The 20,808-nt window shown below is 35.7% G+C and carries 20 protein-coding genes and 1 pseudogene; all 21 read left to right on the top strand.

Going from position 1 to position 20,808, the window contains the following annotated elements; genetic code table 11:
- The first annotated feature begins 128 nt into the window (after positions 1-128).
- The 21 genes and pseudogenes from MAQA_RS02785 to MAQA_RS15175 all read left to right on the top strand — a co-directional run bounded on the left by MAQA_RS02785 (position 129) and on the right by MAQA_RS15175 (position 20,656).
- Positions 129-761, top strand: coding sequence for a cyclic nucleotide-binding domain-containing protein (locus MAQA_RS02785; protein ID WP_036071149.1), 633 nt, complete (start codon positions 129-131; stop codon positions 759-761).
- Positions 762-993: 232 nt separating this feature from the next.
- Positions 994-4,401, top strand: coding sequence for a SpaA isopeptide-forming pilin-related protein (locus MAQA_RS13465; RefSeq protein WP_052008426.1), 3,408 nt, complete (start codon positions 994-996; stop codon positions 4,399-4,401).
- A gap of 391 nt (positions 4,402-4,792) precedes the next feature.
- Complete coding sequence (locus MAQA_RS02775) at positions 4,793-7,519, top strand: immunoglobulin-like domain-containing protein (protein WP_036071146.1); 2,727 nt, start codon at positions 4,793-4,795, stop codon at positions 7,517-7,519.
- Between the two features lie 71 nt (positions 7,520-7,590).
- A complete protein-coding gene (locus MAQA_RS02770) occupies positions 7,591-8,082 on the top strand; it encodes a DUF4352 domain-containing protein (protein ID WP_036071143.1) in 492 nt (163 codons plus the stop codon).
- 22 nt (positions 8,083-8,104) lie between these two features.
- A pseudogene (locus tag MAQA_RS02765) lies at positions 8,105-9,387 on the top strand (nucleotide sugar dehydrogenase).
- Positions 9,388-9,427: 40 nt separating this feature from the next.
- Positions 9,428-10,672 carry a glycosyltransferase family 4 protein gene (locus MAQA_RS02760; protein ID WP_052008425.1) on the top strand — a complete coding sequence of 415 codons (1,245 nt, stop codon included), beginning with the start codon at positions 9,428-9,430 and terminating at the stop codon, positions 10,670-10,672.
- Positions 10,623-11,867 carry a glycosyltransferase gene (locus tag MAQA_RS02755; protein ID WP_036071140.1) on the top strand — a complete coding sequence of 415 codons (1,245 nt, stop codon included), beginning with the start codon at positions 10,623-10,625 and terminating at the stop codon, positions 11,865-11,867. The genes MAQA_RS02760 and MAQA_RS02755 overlap by 50 nt, the downstream gene beginning before the upstream one ends.
- A gap of 5 nt (positions 11,868-11,872) precedes the next feature.
- Positions 11,873-12,115 carry a hypothetical protein gene (locus MAQA_RS02750; RefSeq protein ID WP_036071138.1) on the top strand — a complete coding sequence of 81 codons (243 nt, stop codon included), beginning with the start codon at positions 11,873-11,875 and terminating at the stop codon, positions 12,113-12,115.
- Between the two features lies 1 nt (position 12,116).
- Positions 12,117-12,266: a hypothetical protein gene (locus tag MAQA_RS14525; protein ID WP_159099952.1), complete on the top strand. Its 150-nt coding sequence runs from the start codon at positions 12,117-12,119 to the stop codon at positions 12,264-12,266.
- Between the two features lie 102 nt (positions 12,267-12,368).
- Positions 12,369-13,826: a CgeB family protein gene (locus tag MAQA_RS02745; RefSeq protein ID WP_241463048.1), complete on the top strand. Its 1,458-nt coding sequence runs from the start codon at positions 12,369-12,371 to the stop codon at positions 13,824-13,826.
- An 82-nt stretch (positions 13,827-13,908) separates the two neighbouring features.
- On the top strand, positions 13,909-14,559 hold the full coding sequence (locus MAQA_RS15205) for a hypothetical protein (RefSeq protein ID WP_241463047.1): 651 nt from the start codon (positions 13,909-13,911) through the stop codon (positions 14,557-14,559).
- Positions 14,560-14,575: 16 nt separating this feature from the next.
- Complete coding sequence (locus MAQA_RS15200; protein WP_036071135.1) at positions 14,576-15,289, top strand: hypothetical protein; 714 nt, start codon at positions 14,576-14,578, stop codon at positions 15,287-15,289.
- Positions 15,225-15,767 (top strand): glycosyltransferase family protein, encoded by a 543-nt coding sequence (locus tag MAQA_RS15195; RefSeq protein ID WP_036071132.1) that lies wholly within the window; start codon positions 15,225-15,227, stop codon positions 15,765-15,767. The genes MAQA_RS15200 and MAQA_RS15195 overlap by 65 nt, the downstream gene beginning before the upstream one ends.
- Position 15,768: 1 nt before the next feature.
- Positions 15,769-16,686: a glycosyltransferase gene (locus MAQA_RS15190; RefSeq protein ID WP_052008424.1), complete on the top strand. Its 918-nt coding sequence runs from the start codon at positions 15,769-15,771 to the stop codon at positions 16,684-16,686.
- Positions 16,687-16,745: 59 nt separating this feature from the next.
- On the top strand, positions 16,746-17,075 hold the full coding sequence (locus tag MAQA_RS02725) for a hypothetical protein (protein WP_036071130.1): 330 nt from the start codon (positions 16,746-16,748) through the stop codon (positions 17,073-17,075).
- 13 nt (positions 17,076-17,088) lie between these two features.
- Positions 17,089-17,724, top strand: a complete 636-nt coding sequence (locus MAQA_RS02720) for a hypothetical protein (protein WP_241463046.1) — start codon at positions 17,089-17,091, stop codon at positions 17,722-17,724.
- Positions 17,725-17,909: 185 nt separating this feature from the next.
- The gene (locus MAQA_RS02715) at positions 17,910-18,974 is read left to right on the top strand and encodes a hypothetical protein (RefSeq protein ID WP_036071128.1); all 1,065 of its coding nucleotides are present in this window, start codon (positions 17,910-17,912) and stop codon (positions 18,972-18,974) included.
- Positions 18,971-19,441, top strand: coding sequence for an ABC transporter permease (locus MAQA_RS15185; RefSeq protein WP_241463045.1), 471 nt, complete (start codon positions 18,971-18,973; stop codon positions 19,439-19,441). The genes MAQA_RS02715 and MAQA_RS15185 overlap by 4 nt, the downstream gene beginning before the upstream one ends.
- The gene (locus MAQA_RS15180) at positions 19,420-19,707 is read left to right on the top strand and encodes an ABC transporter permease (protein WP_241463044.1); all 288 of its coding nucleotides are present in this window, start codon (positions 19,420-19,422) and stop codon (positions 19,705-19,707) included. The genes MAQA_RS15185 and MAQA_RS15180 overlap by 22 nt, the downstream gene beginning before the upstream one ends.
- 132 nt (positions 19,708-19,839) lie before the next feature.
- On the top strand, positions 19,840-20,442 hold the full coding sequence (locus tag MAQA_RS02705) for an ABC transporter ATP-binding protein (RefSeq protein WP_241463043.1): 603 nt from the start codon (positions 19,840-19,842) through the stop codon (positions 20,440-20,442).
- Positions 20,393-20,656: a hypothetical protein gene (locus MAQA_RS15175; RefSeq protein WP_241463042.1), complete on the top strand. Its 264-nt coding sequence runs from the start codon at positions 20,393-20,395 to the stop codon at positions 20,654-20,656. The genes MAQA_RS02705 and MAQA_RS15175 overlap by 50 nt, the downstream gene beginning before the upstream one ends.
- Positions 20,657-20,808 lie beyond the last annotated feature (152 nt).

The raw sequence follows: 20,808 nt of genomic DNA, 5'->3' as shown, positions 1-20,808 counted from the left end.
TTTTTGAAAAAAAAATGAACTGCTTTTTCCGATTCTGTCTTGTATGATTTGCATTAGAGATAATTAATTTTTTATGTTTTTAGTTTTTATCATCAAATGTAAAAAATTAAAATAAAGGATGGATAGGCATGGATTTTTTAGAGTTTCAAAGCTTTGTCGAAACAGATGATCTGCTAGTGTCGCACATAAGGAGGCATTTTTCGTCACCGATACAAAGAGAAAGGAAAGGAGGTAGGATCTGCAGTAATCAAGGAAAAGTACTTCTCATCAAAAAAGGTACCTTAGCACTTCGATATAATAATAGGCATCGAGATGTCATTTGTCAATTATACAGTAAAGATGCTTTTGTCTATTCGACTATTTTAAATGATGAACGATTTTATCTTGAAGCACTAGAAAATATCGAGTATGTGGAATTTTCCCTTGATGAGTTCTCGCTTCAACTTGAAGAAGACCAACTATTTTCTCACTTTCTTGCAACCATTTTATCCAGTGAAGAACAAGCGATGAAAAATAGGCTTATATTAGAAACGGAAAAACTTGAAAATCGACTATTTTATGCCATCGAAATGATATTCGAAAATTTATATGGACACAAAATGGAAGAAGCAGAAGAAACTATTTATGTTCTTCCTGCATGGTTAAAAATAAAGACATTGGCCAGTTTTGCTAATGCAAGTGTTGTCGCAGTATCACGAAATTTACAAGGATTTTCGAAAAAAAGGGCTTATCGAAACAAAAACAACTATCTGGAAGGTTAACATAAAAAAGTGGATGGAGGAAAGTCCTTTTAGTAATTCGACATAAAATCGTCAAAAAGTGCAAAAAAAACACAAACTAGTTATATTTTTTGGTTCTTTTATGTGGCATTTTATTTTGTCATACTTGAAATTGAGCGTTGATAAGTTAGTTTTTCATGATGATGTCAATGTGTTAAAAGCTTTCTTAGAGATTTCATAAAGGTGTTGGTTTTATTTGGAGAGGAGATTGGAAATGAAAGTTTTGAAGAAAGAAATAAGAAGAATTTCAACAGGGGGATTAGCTCTTTTAATAGTATTAGCAAGCCTGTTTTCTAACTTAGGATTGGGTCCAGAAAAAGTTCAAGCAGCGGACCCTAGCGATGGTAATATTCATGTAACGGCGGACAACTTTTTAGATTATTTTGAACTGAATGGATCGGCAACTTATGAACAAAGCTCGGGAATTATAACTCTAACGGAAAATGTGAGAAATCAAAGTGGGAATTTTGCACTACAGAAAAAAATTGATACTACAAAAGATTTCACGTTAACAGGTAAAATTAACTTGGGAGATAAATCGAACATTCAAGGTGGGGCCGATGGTATTGGTTTTGCTTTTCATTCAGGTAATACATCGGATATTGGAACAAACGGAGGAGCGCTTGGTGTAGGAGGATTAACTGGTGGATTTGGTTGGAAAGCTGATTCGCATTATAATTTTGAAGGTGGATCAAATTACGTTAAAGATCCTGACAAATTTGCCACACCAATTCCACCTGATACAAGTACTCCTTCATTTGGTGGTTTTGTTTACAATGACAATAGTGGTATTGCACATACTTATGAAGGAGCAGATGCCCCTGCTTCTGTAATTGAACAACCGACAAGCAATCAATTCAAAGACATCCAGTTTTCTTATGATGGCGATACAAGAACAATGACTGTCACTTATGAAGGAAAGACTTGGTCGAAAAACATTACTGAATGGAACAGTGAAAATTCACTAGCCTTTATCGTTTCAGCCTCAACAGGGAATAAATACAACTTACAACAATTTCAAATCGTTTCGTTTGATTATGTGACAACAGGTTCGGTTGTGCTTACGAAAACTGATGCAAAGGATAGCTCGCAAAAACTCCCAGGTGCTGAGTTTAGTATTCAAGACAATTCTGGAACTGTTATAAAATCAGGACTGACAACGGATGCAAATGGACAAATTTCTGTAGATGGGTTGCCTTTTGGAGATTATCAATTTGTAGAAACAAAAGCACCAATTGGCTATGTATTAGATGCTACGCCTATTCCATTTACCATTACTTCAGACAACACAGATGTACCACTTGAAGTAAGTGCAACTAATACGCAACAACCGGGAGATGTTACTTTAACAAAAGTAGATTCTGCTGACAATAGCAAAACGCTTTCAGGCGTGGAATTCAGCTTGCAAAATGCCGCAGGAGTTGACCTGCAAACTGGTCTTGTTACGAATGAAAGTGGACAAATCACAGTCCAAGACTTGGAACCAGGAAATTATCAATTTGTTGAAACTAAAACATTACCAGGTTATGTTTTAGATACTACCCCGCACAAATTTACGATTACAAATACACAAACAAGTGCCACTCAAATAATGATCGAGAATACGCAACAACCTGGAGATGTAGTTTTAACAAAAGTAGATAAAGATGATGCAACCAAAACATTGTCAGGTGCAGAATTTAGTTTGCAAGATAGTACAGGAGCAGTTGTTCAAACAGGTTTAACGACAGATGCAAATGGACAACTTACAGTAAAAGATCTGGCACCTGGAAATTATCAATTTGTAGAAACAAAAGCACCAACAGGTTATGTACTAGATGCCACTCCTCATGAGTTTACGATTACAAATACGCAAACGGAAGCTGTCAAAGTAACAGCTGAAAACACACAGCAACCAGGAGATGTAGTTCTAACAAAAGTGGATAAAGCAGACACTTCGAAAACTTTAGCAGGCGCAGAGTTCAGTTTGAAAAATAGTACGGGAATCACTATTCAATCAGATCTGAAAACAAATGAAATAGGTCAGCTTACAGTAAAAGATTTAGCTCCAGGAGACTATCAATTTGTAGAAACAAAAGCACCAACAGGTTATGTGTTAGATGCTACCCCAATTGATTTCACCATTACAAATACGCAAACGAGTGCAGTTCAAGTGAAGGCTGAAAACACTGAACGTACTGGGGATGTTGTTTTGAAAAAAGTGGACTCAAAGGATTCGAGTAAGAGTTTAGAAAGTGCAGAATTTAGTTTGCAAGATGCTACTGGGAAAACTATTGAAAAAGGCCTTGTCACAAATGCTGCTGGTGAAATTTCGGTGAAAGATTTAAAAGCTGGTGATTATCAATTTGTGGAAACAAAAGCACCAACAGGTTATGTACTGGATACTACCCCACACAAATTTACTATTGTCAATACGCAAACAGAGCCAGTGCAAGTGGTAGCGAAAAACACACAACAACCCGGCGATGTCGTTTTGACAAAAGTAGATAAAGATGATGTAACAAAAGCGTTAGCAGGTGCAGAATTCAGTCTGCAAGACCATGCAGGAACAACCTTGCAAACTGGTTTGGTGACGAATGAAACGGGTCAAATTGCGGTAGAAGATTTAGAGCCAGGCGACTATCAATTTGTAGAAACGAAAGCGCCAGTTGGCTATGTCCTTGACAGTACACCGCATAAATTTACAATTACAAATACGCAAACTGAGGCTGTTAGTGTGGTGATCGAAAATACGCAACAACCTGGTGATGTGGAACTTACGAAAGTAGATTCTGCTGATAGTAGTAAAACGTTAGCAGATGCAGAGTTTGAATTACAAGATAATAGTGGGAAAACGATACAAGCAAAACTTAAAACAGATGATAATGGAAAACTTCTAGTAAAAGATTTAGCTCCAGGAGACTATCAATTTGTAGAAACAAAAGCACCTAAAGGTTATGTACTGGATAATACCCCACACAAATTTACGATTACGAATACACAAGCAGAACCAGTACAAATAGTAGCTAAGAATGAGGTCAAAGTAGCCCCATCGATTCATAAAGATGTTGAAGGTGAACAGCAATATACCTTGAAAAATAAAGATGAATCATTTGATTGGCACATTGCTACTTCGTTTGGAAATGATACGGCAAACTGGAAACGGGCCGCGATCAAAGACGATGTTAATCCAATTCTTGATATCGAAGCGATTAAAGTAGTGGATGAAAATGGAAAAGATGTAACAAATGAAGGTGTATTGACAAAAGACGGCAATCATATAGTCTTTAAAATAGCTAAAAAAGATGGCAGCTACGCTTTTCTTGCTGGTCATACCTACACGATGACGATTACTACAAAAATCAAGCCAGATGCGACAGATAAACAAATCATTGCTTTTATTAAACAAGGGGGAATTCCGAACCGAGGAAATTTCGATTTTGGAACAGATGACACCATTCAGACACATGAGATCCCAACTGTGATCCCACCTGATCCGAAAGACCCTAAAGATCCAATAAGTAACAAAGGAGCGCTTCCGCATACAGGCGATACAAATGACCCAATGTTCTTATTTGCTGGGCTTCTACTAGTAGCAGGACTTTGCGTAAGTACTTTGAAAAGAAGACGCCAAAGCAAATAATAAAGCGCTCTAAAAGAAAAATAAAATAGATTTAATTAAGTGAAAGATAGTTTGAAAACGAGTGGAAACACTCAGTTGATCAAGCTATCTTTTTTTTATTTAAAAAATAGATGAACTTAGAAAATGACTTTTAACTAGCCAGTACTTGAGGTACTTGTTTTTAAAAATTTTAACAAAAAAAAATGAACTGCTTTTAAGAGGTTACCGACTTATAATTAATCTTACCAAATAGTTTTTTTGAAGGAGGTGATCCAAACTTCAGATCGTGTAGTAAAGATAGATGATGAAGACAAACCTATATATCATTTGCATAAAAATAGAGAATATATGGAACTATGGTGGAGGACCGATGTCTTTCCCAATATAAGAAGTTAAAGGAGTACTGATAGAAATGAAATTGTTGAAAAAGGGTATTATTTCTTTATTTATTGCTTTTCTGACGGTTGCGCCTGTCTTAAATGTTGCTGGACCGTGGGAGCAAAAAGCGAAAGCAGCAGATACATCAACCTCTGATGTACCAGCTCCACCAGAAGAAATTGAAGATTTAACAAAGACTTTTGAACCAGGTAATGGAAATGCATCAATTAGTAGTGATGGGAAAGCGGTTAGCCTCGCTACAGGGTATTATCAAGCAGGATCCATATTTGCAAACTATAAACTGAATTTATCTAAAGACTTTACACTTGGAGCTTACTTGTATTTTGGTAAAACTGATCCAGATTCGAAGTTTGCAGATGGAATCACCTTTACAATGCACAACGACAGCAGAGGGATAACTGCACTTGGAGATGATGGACAAGCGCTTGGTGCTTATTCTTGGGATGGTTCATATATTCAAAACGCTTTATCTTTTGAATATGATTCTTACTTTAATAATTCGGACCTAGATGCTTATGATCAGAATTTAATTGAAAACACATATGGTCATACCGCTTTTGTGACTCCACAAAATCTTGGAAAACTTGAAGCTCAGCCACATAATGCAGTCAGTTATATGACAGAGCAAATCGCAGATGGCTCGTGGAAGAAACTTAGCATCCACTGGGATGCAACAAATCATAAGTTTACTTATACATTTAATGGTGTAAGTAATTCTTACGTAATTGACCCAAATACAACTTTTGGATCGAATGAAGTTTACTGGGGATTCACAGGCTCAACTGGACATCGCACGGGAGCACATGATTTTCTAATTGGAATCAATGAATTGCCTCAGCAACACAAGGTAACTGCTCATTATGTCGATAAAAAGACAGGTCAAAAATTAAAAGATGATTACTCTGTTAATGTGACTGAAGGAAATACGTATTCTATTCCTAATGATGAAATTGCGGATTATACGTATGACTCTTCTTCAGATCCGTTGACTGGAACAATGGGTATGCAAGATCGTGAAGTAACGCTTTATTATAATAAAAAAGAAAATCATAAATTGACAGTTCATTATGTGGATAAAGACACTGGTGAAACAGTTCATACAGATTATGTAGCTAATGTGAAAGAAGGAGATGCTTATACTGCGCCTAAAGAAACTATTGCAGATTATACGTATGACTCTTCTTCAGATAGCTTAACTGGAACAATGGGAAGCGTCGACAAAGAAATTACACTTTACTATACAAAAAATATTGCTGAGCATAAGTTAACTGCACACTATGTCGATAAAGAAACGGGTAAGCAAATTCATGCTGATTATACAGCTACTGTAAAAGAAGGAGATAGTTACAGCGTTCCTAAGGAAACCATTACAGATTATACGTATAACTCATCTTCAGAGAGTTTAACTGGAACGATGGGAACAGGCGATAAAGACATTACAGTTTATTACGATCGGGTTCTTAAAGGAACAGTTACAGCAGATGATTTCATCATTGGTGAAGACTGGACTGTAACAGGAACTTATACGGGAGATGTTCATAAACTTGTCATCATGATCGATGGTAAAATGTCTGGTCAAAAATTCCCAACTTCAAGCCCATACAGTCTTTATGTAGGGTCAACTAAGATTTTAGATACGAATCAAAATGTAGAAGTCGTTGCTTATGACATTAATGGAAAAGAGCTCGATCGTGCTAAAGTTAATTTGATTAAAAGCGGTGGCGTTCTGAGTCCGAATACTTTCAAAGTAGGAACGGATTCCTACATTACAGGAACTTATACAGGTACCATTACGAAAGTTCAGTTATATGTTGATGGTGTTTATACAGGAAAAACCATTCCTGTGAAAGATGGAAAAATTAATTATTATGCACGCGATGTGGTGACAAGTATCGATCAAAATGTTGAACTTGTCGGGTTAAGTAAAAATGGCGTGGAATTAGATCGTAAACCTGTCCAACTTGTTGCTGGTTCGGGAACCATTACAGCAGATGAATATAAAGTTGGAAGTAGCTATATCACGGGGACAAGTACGGGAGATGTGGCTAAAGTACGTATTTCCGTTGATGGAGTAGAAAAAACGTCGATTGTCGTGGTAAATCCGGATGGAACTTTTAAATACTATGTGGGCGGTTTAAATTTAACTGCAGATAGTAAAGTAGAAGTGATTGGTTATAGTTCTAATTATGAAGAATTAGATCGCGATGCAGTTCCGATCATTGGTGCATCGGGTACAATTTCAGCTGACACGTTTAACGTAGGAGACTACTATGTGACGGGTACAGCCACTGGAGACGTAACCAAAGTGACCATATCAGTTGATGGTAAAGCTTATCCGAATGCACTAACTCTTGTTAAAAGTGATGGCACATACAGCTACTTTGTTAATGACAAAAATATTAAAGCAGGGAGTCAGGTAGAGGTTATTGGGCTAAGTGCAAGAGGCGAAGAGTTGAGTCGGGCAACGGTAAAAGTTGTCGATTTGACAGGAACCATTACACCAGATAGCTATAAAGTGGGAACGAGCTATATTACAGGTAAAGTAACTGGCAACGTGAAACGTGTTGGACTTAAAGTGGACGGCACAACACTTACCTCATTTACAGTAGTAAATGCGGATGGCACTTTCCGTTACTACGCAAAGGATAAAGGGATTACGGAAGCTAGTAAAGTAGAAGTTATCGGTATGGATGATTCTAACACAGTATTTGCACAAGCAAATGTCGTTCTTACCAAATAAAAATTGATATAAAGGACTGTTAAGTCAAGCAGTCCTTTATATTACTATGAAGAATAAGGTGAATTTGAAAAATGAAAAAAAGAAAAGTTTTTTTAAGTATGCTAGTTGCTGTTATTGTGATGATTGTAGCAACGGGATGTAGTTCTACTTCAAATAGTCAGTCAGATAGTAAAAGTGACAAAACAGAAACGGCAAAAACATCTAAAGAAGAAATGTATGTTACAAAAACGGTAAATAAGATTGATATGAAAATAGTAAACGTTAAGACGACCGAAAACGGTAAAGGTGATAAGAATCTTGTCACACTAGAAATGAAATTTACAAATAATGATGTTGCAGAAGTTGGGGTAGGGGCTTATGACTTTACTATGAAGGCAAAGGGTAAAACTTACAAAGTATCGGCTAATGGAAGTACCTTCGGGGATGCTTTTCAACCAGGAAAAACATTAGAAGGGAAAGTTTCGTTTGAAATACCTAAGAGTATAAAAAATGCTAAATTATCCTATACGCCAGAGAAAAAAGAATTGGCAGAATGGAATATCGTGATTCCAGAAGCTAAATAAATACGGGAAAGAAGGATATACATTGAAAATTACAGTTGTCGGGTTAGGCTATATTGGCTTACCCACTGCACTTATGTTTGCGAATCATGGACAGCAGGTATGTGGCGTGGATGTCAATGATTCGGTTATAAATAAATTGACCAGTGGACACATTCATATTGAAGAACCAGGGCTACAAGAAGAATTAGATAAGGCACTTAGGAGTGGGAAGTTTCATGCTGGAAAAGAAATAGAACCCGCTGATGCATTTATTATCTCTGTTCCAACTCCTAATCATGAGGATGCTTATAAGTCTTGTAATTTAGATTATGTGAAGAGTGCAGTGACATCGGTACTTCCGGTTCTTGAAAAAGGAAACACGATCATTATTGAGTCAACCATTGCCCCGCGTTCCATGATGGATCATATTTGTCCAATGGTAGAAGCAAGTGGATTTACAGTTGGGAAAGATGTTTTTCTCGTACATTGCCCAGAGCGAGTTTTGCCAGGACAAGTGATGCATGAGTTAATTCATAACAATCGTATTATTGGTGGAGTTACAGAAGCTTGTACAGAGGCAGGGAAAAAAGTATACAAAACATTTGTGCAAGGTGAACTCTTAGAAACGACAGCCTCCGCTGCAGAAATGTCGAAGTTGATGGAAAATACGTATCGCGATGTTAATATTGCGCTAGCTAATGAACTCGTTAAGGTTTGTGATGAACTTGATATTGATGCACTGGAAGTTATTGAATTAGCCAATAAGCATCCACGTGTAAATCTACACTCACCAGGTCCAGGTGTTGGGGGGCATTGTTTAGCAGTGGATCCCTATTTCATTATTGAAAAAGCACCAGAAAAAAACCCCTTTGATACAAGCAGCTCGTGCAATTAACTCGCAAATGCCAAGTTTTATCGTTCAAAAAGTGGAAGAAACTGTCCAAGACATCACTAATCCTAAAATTGCTGTTCTAGGGCTAACATACAAAGGAAATATTGATGATATACGAGAAAGTCCTGCAGTGGAGATTTTCGACCAACTTGCTTTTCATGCAAATTATCAAGTTGTTGCCTTCGATCCTCATGTCCAGGTTGATTTTGCAAGTAAAGATTTCCAACAAACGATTGACCAAGCTAATTTTGTATTAATTTTAGCAGATCACAATGAATTTAAAAAATTTAACAGTAGAAGACTTCGATACGGTAGCTTCTGAAGCAATTATTCTTGATACAAAAAATATTGCAACACAACTTGCCGAGAATCCTAATTATTGCAACTTGGGAAACATATCGGAATTAAATAAAAAAGGGGCCCATGCTTTGTAGCATTTCTTGAGGCAAAATTGTGAAGGAGCAGAGAAACGAGATGAAAAAGAAAGTTTTGGTGATAACGCAGAATTTTGCTCCGGAAATTGGAAGTGCGGCCAATCGGATGGAACGGATTTGTGAAATCTTAAATGAAGCTGAAGCTGTAACTGTGTTTACGACAGAACCGCAATATCCGCAAAGGGCCATTTATTCCAAAGATAAATTTAGAACTTCTTCTTCATCGACTGGATTTATAATTAAGCGGGTAAAAACACGTAGATATGCAACGGAAAAGAATTTATTTTTTCGTTTTTTACTTTATTTAGAAGTATTTATTAAATTGTTACTTGCTATTCGACGGGAAAAGCAAAATTTTGACATTGTTCTTGCTACAACACCACCTCTTTCGATCCCGTTAGTTGCGCTTTTTGCCAAAAGAAAATTCAAAGCGGAATTGGTCCTAGATGTTCGTGATTTATGGCCAGAGTCAATGCAAATATTTAATCACTTTATTGCTACAATTGCTCGACGATCAAGTTACTGGATAGAAAGAGTTATTTATCAAAAGGCAGATAGAATCATTGTCAATAGCGAAGGATTTATCCCCTTTATACGAGAAAAGGTGGGCGAGAGTAAAGAAATCCTTTTTTTGCCTAATGCACTGATGCCAAAAGAATTTTATTCCAAAAGAAAATTTAACACTAAGGAGTTTTTCAAAGTCGTTTATGTAGGAAACATGGGGGCTGCACAGGATCTGGATAGTTTTATTTTACTCGCTAAGAGTTTGCAGGATCATCCCCATATTCGATTTCAAATGATTGGATACGGTGCAGATTATGCTCGAATCCGAAAACGAATTAATGATGAAAGACTTTGGAATATTGAAATACGTTCTCCTGAGCCGAGGCAAAAAATCATTGAACATTTGAAAAGTGCTGATATCGCATATGTGGGTTTAGAAAACATTCCCATTTTGCATACGGTGATCCCAGGGAAAATTATTGACTACATGGGCTCAGCGCTTCCTATTATTGGCGTTGCTTCTGGATATTCTAAAAAAATCATTGAACAGGCTCGTGCTGGTATTGTGTTTGAAGAAAAACAAATTATGGCGATTAAAAAGGTGTTGCTTGACTGGGCAAGTCATCCAGAAATACGTTTTTACCATGGAGAAAATGGCAGGGCGTATGCTGAAAAACATTTCAGTTGGGAATTGAATCAGTCATTATTGAATAAATTTGTAGTTGGAGACGATGATGAAGAAAAAAGTCACGATGTTTGTTTGGAACGAGTTTACAAATGATGCACGTGTTTTACGAGAATGTACAGCCCTCCATAATGCAGGATATCAGGTAGTTTTGATTGCTTTAAGAGGCAATCAAAACAAGTTAGAGAAGCCACTTGATTATTTTTATGTACGTCGAATCCGTTTTGACTGGCCAGCACCAAGAAATTTTTGGACGAAGTTACTCATTCTTTTTGGATGGGGAATTGTAGCCTTTTTCTGGCCTCTCATAGGAATAATTCTTGTCATGGCTTGGTTTCTTATCTATCAAACAAAATGTGGGAGTTTGTTGAAGAAGCTTATTCAGATTTTAGAAATGACTTATTGGGGAGCCGTCACTCAGACGGATATTTATCATGCGAATGACTTAAATACGCTTTTTCAAGCAGTTATTTGTGCAAAATGGCTGAAAAGAAAGCCACTTATTTTTGACTCACACGAAGTGAATTTGAGTCGAACAGGTTATAACGCGGCTTATTATGGAATAGCTGAAAAATGGTTGTTACGATTCGTGGATGAGTGTATTCATGAAAATCATACAAGGGCTAAATTTATTCGACGGGTTTACGGATTTTATCCATCTGTTATATATAACTATCCTTTTTTATCCGATGAATCCACAGTTCCTTATGATCTACATGAAAAATTAAATATTGATAAAAGTGAGCCGATTTTACTTTATCAAGGTGGTCTGCAGAGCGGACGGGGATTAGAAAAGTTAATTGATGCTGTTCCATTAATTAAACGCGGTGTCGTTGTTTTTCTTGGAGATGGTAGGCTTGAAAATGAGTTAAAGGAACAAGTGAAGAAACTTGAATTGCAAAAGCGAATTAAATTTTTGCCCAAGGTACCTGTAACAGAGCTTCCACGATATACGAAAAGTGCGTATCTTGGGATTCAATTGCTAAATAACACTTGTTTTAATCATTTTTCTGCCGCTTCAAATAAGCTATTTGAATACATGATGGCAGGGGTGCCTATCGTGGCTTGTTCTTTTCCAGAGATTAGAAAAGTTGTTATGAAAGAAAAAATTGGAATCGTTGTCCAATCGGATAATGTCACTTCCATCGCGGAAGGAATTAACGAAATGCTGGATCACCCTGAACTTCGCGATGAAATGAGCAAAAATGCCTTAAGAGTCCGAAATCATTATTCTTGGGAGAAAGAGCAAGAGCGGTTTCTGCAAATTTACCAAGGATTAGTGAAGGAGTGAGAAAAATGAAGTTAGAGACAGTAACTACAGGAAAACAGTTTTTTGAGAGGCAACTTAAAGAGAAGGAGCTTCAGTTAGAACAATCCATTCATAAAGAAATATCATTGAAAGCTGAAAATGAGCAATTAAAGCAAAAAATGAAGGAATTACAAGAACAATTTGAAGAAAGTATTGTAGAAAAACAAGTCTTTACTAAAAAAAATGGAAGAACTAGAAATAACGAAAAGAACAGCAGAGAAAGCAACTAGGATGGAAGAAAAATTAATAAAAGAATTGAAAGAATCGAAGGCGGAATTAAGTGAGTATAAACAAAAGACCTTTAGTTTATTAGAAGAATTACGTCACGTTTTACAAGAACTAGTGAAAAAAAAGCGAAGAGCTGGAAAGCACAAATTTTAAATTGGACAGACAATTTAAGCAAAAGGAACAGGCATATAAAACATTAAATGAGCGCTATCAAAAGGTGCTAAATACAAAAATAATGAAATGGACTGGAACGTATTGGAAACTAAGAAGGAAAATTCTTTTAAAGAGCAAGTAAATCAAATTTATAAATCCATAAATTATTTTCAGACAAAAATTATTTCTGAGATCCAACCTAAGTTAGTTTCAGAAGAAATTCTCTTAGATAGTAAAAATTGGTGGCATATTGAAGAAGAAGGACTGCATATTTATTCTGTAGAAAACGACCTTTTCTTCGCTAACAGCATGGAAAGATCCAATTATGCTTCCTTTATGGAAAAAAATGTCGCATTTACAAGACTTCCCGAGTATATGATCCGCGTCTTACCAGAAGAAAAACTACGAATTCATTTTGAAGTTGAGCAGTCAGAAGGCATTCAAGCTAAATTAGCGATTGCTGAATATGATGGATACGAAAAGGAACAAACGACATTGATTTCTGTGGAAGAGGAGCAATTTATAACGTTGGGTAAAAATACGGAATTTCTCCGACTTGCTTTGAAAGTATCAGGAAAAGGTATAGTTCGGATTAAAAATATTATTTTAGAGCGAATCTTTCAACCTAGTGTTAAAGGATCGGCAAGTCTAACAACTCTTAAGAACCCGATCGAAGCCATTAAAGAGTTTCGAGATTTAAAAGTAGCTTGTATTTTCGATGAATTTACAATGACGAATTATTCATCAGAAGTGGACTTGATTACTTTTACGCCAGAAAATTGGCAAACTGTCTTGACTGAAAATAAACCGCATATTTTGTTCGTTGAGTCTGCTTGGCATGGAAATTTTGATTCTTGGCAATATAAAATTGGGAAATACGCCAATGTTCACCGCGATGAACTATTTGCACTACTAAAATGGTGTAAGGAACAGGGGATTCCAACGCTTTTTTGGAATAAAGAAGACCCGATTCACTTTGAAAAATTCATTGATTCAGCGAAAAGATTTGATTACATTTTCACTTCGGATGCTAACAAAATAGAGGATTATAAAAAACAGGCAAAGCATGAGCATGTATATGCACTGCCATTCGCTGCTAATCCTACTTTGCATAATCCTATCCAATTGAGTGAGCCTAGAAAAGATGCTATTTGTTTTGCGGGTTCCTATTATGCGAATCGTCATCAAGAAAGACGGCAGATTATGGATGAAATGTTAGAAATTAGTAAAGAATTTGGACTTGTCATCTATGACCGCAATTTTGAGAGAACAGAACCAGAGTTTCGTTTTCCTAAACAGTTTTCGGAGAATGTTGTAGGGAGTCTCCCCTACAATGAAATCGATAAGGCTTATAAAGGCTATCGTTTTATGCTCAATGTCAATAGCGTTATCCATTCTCCGACAATGTTCTCACGACGAGTATTTGAAGGGATGGCATGCGGAACGCCGATCATTAGTAGCTATTCAGAAGGAATTGATCGGTTGTTTGGAAATTTAGTCATGATTTCGCAAAAGCCTGAGGAATTACGCAAACAATTACAAGGCATGAAAAAAAAATGAAACTTTATATCGCCGTAAATCATTAGAGGGAATTCGCGAAATTTATGAAAAACATACGTATAAGCATCGATTACAATTTATCTTGGGCAAATTAGGTGTTCAAACTGAAATAAAAGTAAAGCAGAATTCAGTAACGGTTATCTATTTTGCAGCATCAGAAAACGATATCAGACAGGCAATAAATGAATTCGAAAAACAAAGTTATCCAGAAAAACAATTAGCGATTTTTATTCAGGATATCGAAAACTTTTCAGATATTAACCATATTTATAATGATTATCAAAGTGAAAAAGTTGCAATTTATTTAGTTGATTATCTAGATCACTATTCGGATTTCTTCACATTATTTTCGACAGATTTTATGACGATGTGGAATGATAAGCATTTTTACGGAAGAAATTATTTGAAAGACTTGATGCTTGCGTCCATATATACGGATGCAGATTTTATTGGAAAATCTAGTTATTTCTTATTTGAACATGAGGAACTTGCTTCAGTAAATCAACTTAGTGAGTATATTTATACAAGCGAATTATTACCTTCAAGATCAATTATTCGTACAGATTTTTCCTTTAAGAAAGGTTTAAATGTTGTGCTTGAAGAGTTTCGTCAAGACCATAATTTGGCTCCTTATATGAGTCAAGGCGCTAAATTTTTCAGTAGTGATAAGTTTAACTTCATTGAAAATGGAGGAAGAGCTACGAAGAGTCTAAGTGATCAAGTCGAAATTTAGAAAGGAAGTGAATAAAATGAGTAAACTACGAATCTTACTTTATGGAGACATCGACTTGAACTTTATGGATGGATCGGCAGTATGGCTGACTTCAATTGCTCCAGTATTAAGTTCAAACTCGCGAATTCAAGTAGATTTACTACTGAAAGCTAAGGAGCAAAATAACCATTTAACTAGTGCGCTAGAGGGCTATGACAATTTACGTGTTATTCAACCTTTTCAGGAATTTTCAAAAATGCTTTCCACCAAAAATACACGTTTAACAGTAGAAGAAGCTGTTCAGATTATGGCCCGCCTGCAAGCAGAAAGCCCCTATGATCTTGTGATTGTTCGTGGATTTAATCTTGTACGGGAAATCATGAATTATGACGTATTTCAAGCGATCACAGTTCCATATCTAACAGATTTTAAACACGATAATCGCTCAACACGAGAGGAGAGAGCAGACTTAAAACGAGTATATAATCATTTTGATTATCTTTTTCTACAGACAAAAGAAACAAAAGAAGCATTTAAAAGACTCGTTGAGGTTGATGGCGAAAAAATTCAACTCCTCTATCCAATGATTCCTGATTTTGAGAATGAGTTACCGCGATTTCAAAATCGGCATTCGCGCTTGATTTACAGTGGAAAATTCCATGAAGACTGGTATACAGAAGAGATTATTGAAGCTACAAAAAAAACTTGCAGAGGAAAATTCTCAGATCCATACACAAATTGTAGGGGATAAATTTCAAGAGCGTTTGCGAGAACCAAAAAACCAACTGCGTATAAAAAAGGCCTTTCAAGAAACAGCAGCTATTGATTGGATGGGGGCCGTATCGAGGGAAGAATGCCAAGCGCTGATTGCAGAAGCTGATGTTGGAATAAGCTGGAGAAGCGAGAGCCTTGATAATGACGAGAGTGTTGAACTTTCAAGTAAGTTACTTGAATATGGTAGATTAGGGAAACCTGCACTTGTGAGACGGACGAAAATGCACGAGGATTTACTAGGTAAAGATTATCCACTTTTTGTTGATGATGAAACTGACTTTGTTGAGAAAACTTTGGCGGTTCTATCAGATGATGCTCTTTATTTCGAGACAGCTCAAAAAATTTATCAAGCGAGCAAAGCTTTTACCTTTTCTGCCGCATATGACCGATTGAAAAAATTTTTATTTGGTCTTTTAAAAAAGAAAAAAAATAAATTTACTATTTGCTGGGCATGATTTGAAATTTGCAACGATGCTAATCGAACATTTTGAACAACATCCTGATTTTGAGGTGCGAGAAGATCTATTTACATCACATGAAAAGCATGATGAAAAGCATAGCCAAGAATGTCTAAAATGGGCGGATGTTATTTTTTGTGAATGGGGACTTGGAAATGCTGTATGGTATTCCAAGCATAAAAGAGGAGATCAAGTGTTAATCACTCGAATGCATTTTCAGGAAAAAGATTTAAATTATCCGAGGCAAATGGTACAAGAAAAAATCGATAAAATTATTGTGATCACACCTTACATGTTAGAAGAATTTCATCGTCTTTTTGAAATTCCAAGACATAAGATGGTTTATTTAGATAATTTGATTGATAGCACAAAACTAGATTTACCTAAAACAGATGATCATCAGTTTCATTTAGGTATTTGCGGAATTTTACCAGCGCGAAAGCGATTTGATCTAGCACTCGACTTGCTTGAAAAGCTGTGGGAAAAAGATCCGCGCTATAAACTTTTTATTAAAAGTAAGCGACCGGAAGAGTTGCCTTGGCTAATGGCAAGAGAAAAGGAAAGAAAGTACTACACGGATCTATTCGAACGAATTGATCGGGCTCCGTGGAAAGAAAACGTCATCTTTGACCCCCACGGGAATGATGTAGATAAATGGTTACAAAAAATTGGGTATTTACTATCCCCAAGTGATTTTGAAGGATCGCATGTATCTGTTTCAGAGGCAATGGCAAGTGGTGCCGTACCAATTATTCGTAATTGGAAAGGTGCTGATACAGTATATCCGAAACGCTATATTGTATCAGACTTGGAAGAGGCAGAAGGTCTCATTTATGATGCACAGTGGGAGAAAGAAGCCACTATAAGCCGAAAAAAAATATTCAAGCGAAAAAATTTTCACGTGACAAAATTGTGATTCAGATAGAACAGCTCATAAAAGACATGATTACAAAAGCACAATGAGGAGCAATTAAAATGAAGAAAAGATTGAGGAAAAAAATGAAGAAACAAGAAGAATTGATTCAAGGACTAGATGTTTTTATTTCAGATGATTATTTACAAGTAAAATGTCATATATCACGTAAAGTAACTCCTAGTGATTATGAATTTGCTTTTTACACTTATCAGACGGGGATTCCAGAAGCTGTGGATAAATCGAAATATACCAAATTTGATACTCATCAAGTTTTACTTAAAAGCGGTGGTGAATATCGGGTAAAGGTTTTTGTACGTCATTTGAAAAGTAATGAAGTAGTAACTAAAATAAGCCAGCCAATTCGAAAAACTCGAATTGTTAAATTGTGAGGAGAGAATCTCAATGACAGTGCTACATGGGATGCACCTTCAAAATGGCAGTGATATCCTTGTCCTTGTCTTCCAGAATGCTGCAAAACCTTTAAATGATGCTATTCATGGAGTGTTTTTGAATGAAATTAATCAGGAGCAAATAGCAGAAATGCATGAGCGATATACTTGGATGAAATTTTCCAAACGAGTTCAAACAGTGGATTATCTTTTTATAAAAGATCACTTTTCAAGTGTTTATGGTTGGTATTTTGTTGATCACGGTAAAATGATTCACGAAAAATTAAACCAAGAGCTAACGGAGTTTATTCAAAAACATGGTTATAAAAAAGTGATTGCTTTTGGTTCCAGTAAAGGGGGAACAGGGGCGTTACTTTACGGACTTTTGAATCCATACATTACAGATGTTTTTTCACTTGTCCCACAAATTTATGTAGCAGACTTTATTAACACACTTTGTCCTAAAGAAAAAAGTCTGTTTTTTGCAGAAGACGAGCGGTTTGAAAATCAGGTAAATCAAATTTTTTATTCCCCTTCGATTTATCAAGCTAACTTGAAGTGTAATTTGAATTTTTATACAGGATTAAATGACATTCAATTCGATGCTTTAGTGCAGTATCGCTTTTTTTTTGCAGGAACAAGGAGTTAAGAGTCAACTATTTATAAATCGTAGTGAAGAAAGACATACAAGACTTGTCAATCAGTATACCCCTTTTATTTTTGCGGTCTTAGAAGATTTAATAAAAGGGGAAGAAAGACGTACAGAAAAAACAAGTATTCAAGTAGGAACTGACGTGTATTTATTAAGGCAGATATGAAGAAAGAGGCAATATTATGAAAGTAAACATGAAAGAATTAAAATTTCAAAATAAAGCATTGGTATTTGAGTTTGATTTGTACCCATCGTTTCGTCAAAATTATGAATTTGCTTATTATCTTTATCAAAATGGTCGTATCATTCAGCGAGTCTGGTATCAAAAATGTCAAAAACATAATGAGCTATTCATTACACCAACTTATAGTGGGACTTATCAGATTCGACTTTTTATTCGAAGTGAAGAAAAAGTTATGCAGTGGAATGAGCTTTCGAATTTAATTCATTTAAATTTGTCTAATAAGCAGTTGCTTGAAACAACGTTAGAGCAAGAACAAATATTTTACAGTGATGTACCTGTAAAATATTTGTTTCAAAAAGCCAAAGGGGGATCCAAGCAACTAGTCATCTCCTTTTCAGGACTTTATTCTACTGAATTTAAGGGCGGCGCACCAGTCTATAATCATATTCGCACGCTTGATCCTGTTGATACTAACAAGTTATTCATTTTAGATTCCTATAAAAATCAATTTTGTTATTATGTAGGTTTTGGGGGAGCATATGATTATGAGAGAAGTGTGATCGCACTTATTACAACAATTGCCAATAAAGAAGGAATCTCACCAGAAAATATTATTGCAACTGGATCGAGCAAAGGCGGAACAGCAGCTCTTTATTACAGTTTAAAATATTATTTTGGCAAGGCCATTATTGGTGCTCCGCAAATTTATATTGCAGATTATTTAAATAGGAGAGCAACTTCCCCTTCCATGCGAGAACGTTTTAACCAGCTAATGGGTCCAGATGAAAAGTATGGTTTTTCATTTTGGAATCAGCTGATTTTTAATCAAGTGGAACTGACAGAAAAATTTCCAGAGCTGTATTTCCATGTCGGAGAGGGCGACTTCCATTATCCGGAGCATTTGAAACCACTTTTGACACGTTTTTCAGAAAAAAGTGTCACTTATCAGTTGGATTTAGGAGATTATGATAATCACAGTGAAACGGGCACATACTTTACTCCATTTTTACTTAAACAAGTTGAAGAAATTATAGAAAGAAACACGGATGGAGGGATAAAGTGAAAACTTTAGTTGCATGGGGCAAAGTGCATTTGCTTAATTGGCATAAAGTATTTCGCTTAGCAGAATTTGATAAAAAGGCAATGCATCAAAATCATTTTTTTGGTCTGTTTTGGGAATTTTTGAGCCCTGCTCTCCAAATTATCATTTATTATTTGGTTTTTGGATTACGACTTGGCGGACATGCAGCACTTCCTTCAGGTGTTCCTTATTTATATTGGATGCTTATCGGTATTATTCCTTGGTTTTACATGAGCTCAAGTATTGTTTCAGGTGCCGCTTCCATCTATTCCAATTTAGGTTTACTTTCTAAGACAGCTTTCCCAGTTGAGATATTACCTACAATTGCTGTTATAAAAGGATTGAATAGCTTTTTTTACAATGCTAGGTTTATTTCTTATTGTATATATTGGATCAGGCTTTTATCCAACACTAGAATGGTTACAACTTGTTTATTACTTTTTTTTTAACCGTTTTATTTTTGATGACGATTTCACTTTTCACCTCTGTTTTAACTGTTATTTTTCGAGATTTTCAGCTTATTATTAATTCAGCAATGCGGTTACTGTTTTTTGTTTCAGGAGCAGTTATTGATGTAACCGCAAATGAAAATTCCATTTTAACGAAATTATTTAAACTAAATCCTTTTGTTTATTTAGTTGAGGGATTCCGAGATGCTTTGCTTTCTAGAGAATGGTTTTTTGAAAAAACATGGTGGACGATTTATTTTTTTTAGTGTCATGTTACTTATCTTATTGTTAGGGATTTACTTAATGAGTCGTTATAAATCCGAATTTACGGAATATATGTGAGAAGGGATGAAAAATGAGATTAAAACTTCAAAAAAAGCAAAGAACAGTCTACATCTATGCCAATGGAAGAAGCTGTTTCACTAAAAAATATTACTAAAACATTCCAACTAAAAAAGAAAAAAAATTTAGCGATTTTTTTTCGGTTTCGTCATGAATCAGTAGCTTATTTTCAAGCGCTTGAAGACATTTCGTTTCAAGTCAAACAAGGTAGTTGCATTGGTTTTATTGGTCTGAATGGATCAGGAAAATCAACCCTATCAAGTCTAATTGCTGATCACCTTGTCCCGAGCAAGGGTGAAATTAAACGAAATGGCAAAGTTTCACTTCTCGCTATTAGTTCAGGACTGAAGCCAAACTTAACTGGAACAGAGAATATTGAATTGAAGTTGTTACTCATGGGCTTTAAATCATCAGAGATAGAATCAAGAATAGAAAACATTGTTCGTTTTACAGAACTTCATGATTTTATTCACCAACCAATTAAGCAGTACTCAAGTGGAATGAAAGCTAGATTAGGTTTTGGCATAGCGATTCAAACGGATCCAGATATCCTTATTATTGATGAAGCATTAGCCGTTGGAGATCTTACATTTTATGAGAAGTGTCTAAATGAAATTGAACGTTTTAAACAGGCTGGAAAAACAATTTTTTTTTGTTAGCCATGCGATCAGCCAGATTAGAGAAATTTGTGATCAAGTGGCTTGGCTACATTATGGTGAGTTAAAACTTTTTGGTGAAAGTGAAGAAGTTTGCCTTGAATATAGTAAATTTATACATCACTTTAATAAAAAAACGAAAGAGGAGCGAGAAGCCTACCAAAGCGAGATGATGGCTAAGCAATATGTTGCAAAAAAAAACAAAAGAGAAGCATAGGGCTTTAAATTTTTCTCAATTTTTTTTTCCCAGCTTTACTTGTCATACTATTAATTTGCGCTATAGGATTTAGCGCTTTTAAAATGTTTTCAGGTTAAAAAACTTTTAATTATTAGAAAGATAGGGGGCATTATAAATAATGAACAAAAAAA

This window comes from Listeria aquatica FSL S10-1188, from assembly GCF_000525795.1.
GTDB lineage: Bacteria > Bacillota > Bacilli > Lactobacillales > Listeriaceae > Listeria > Listeria aquatica.
This window is presented reverse-complemented; position numbering and strand designations above follow the sequence as displayed.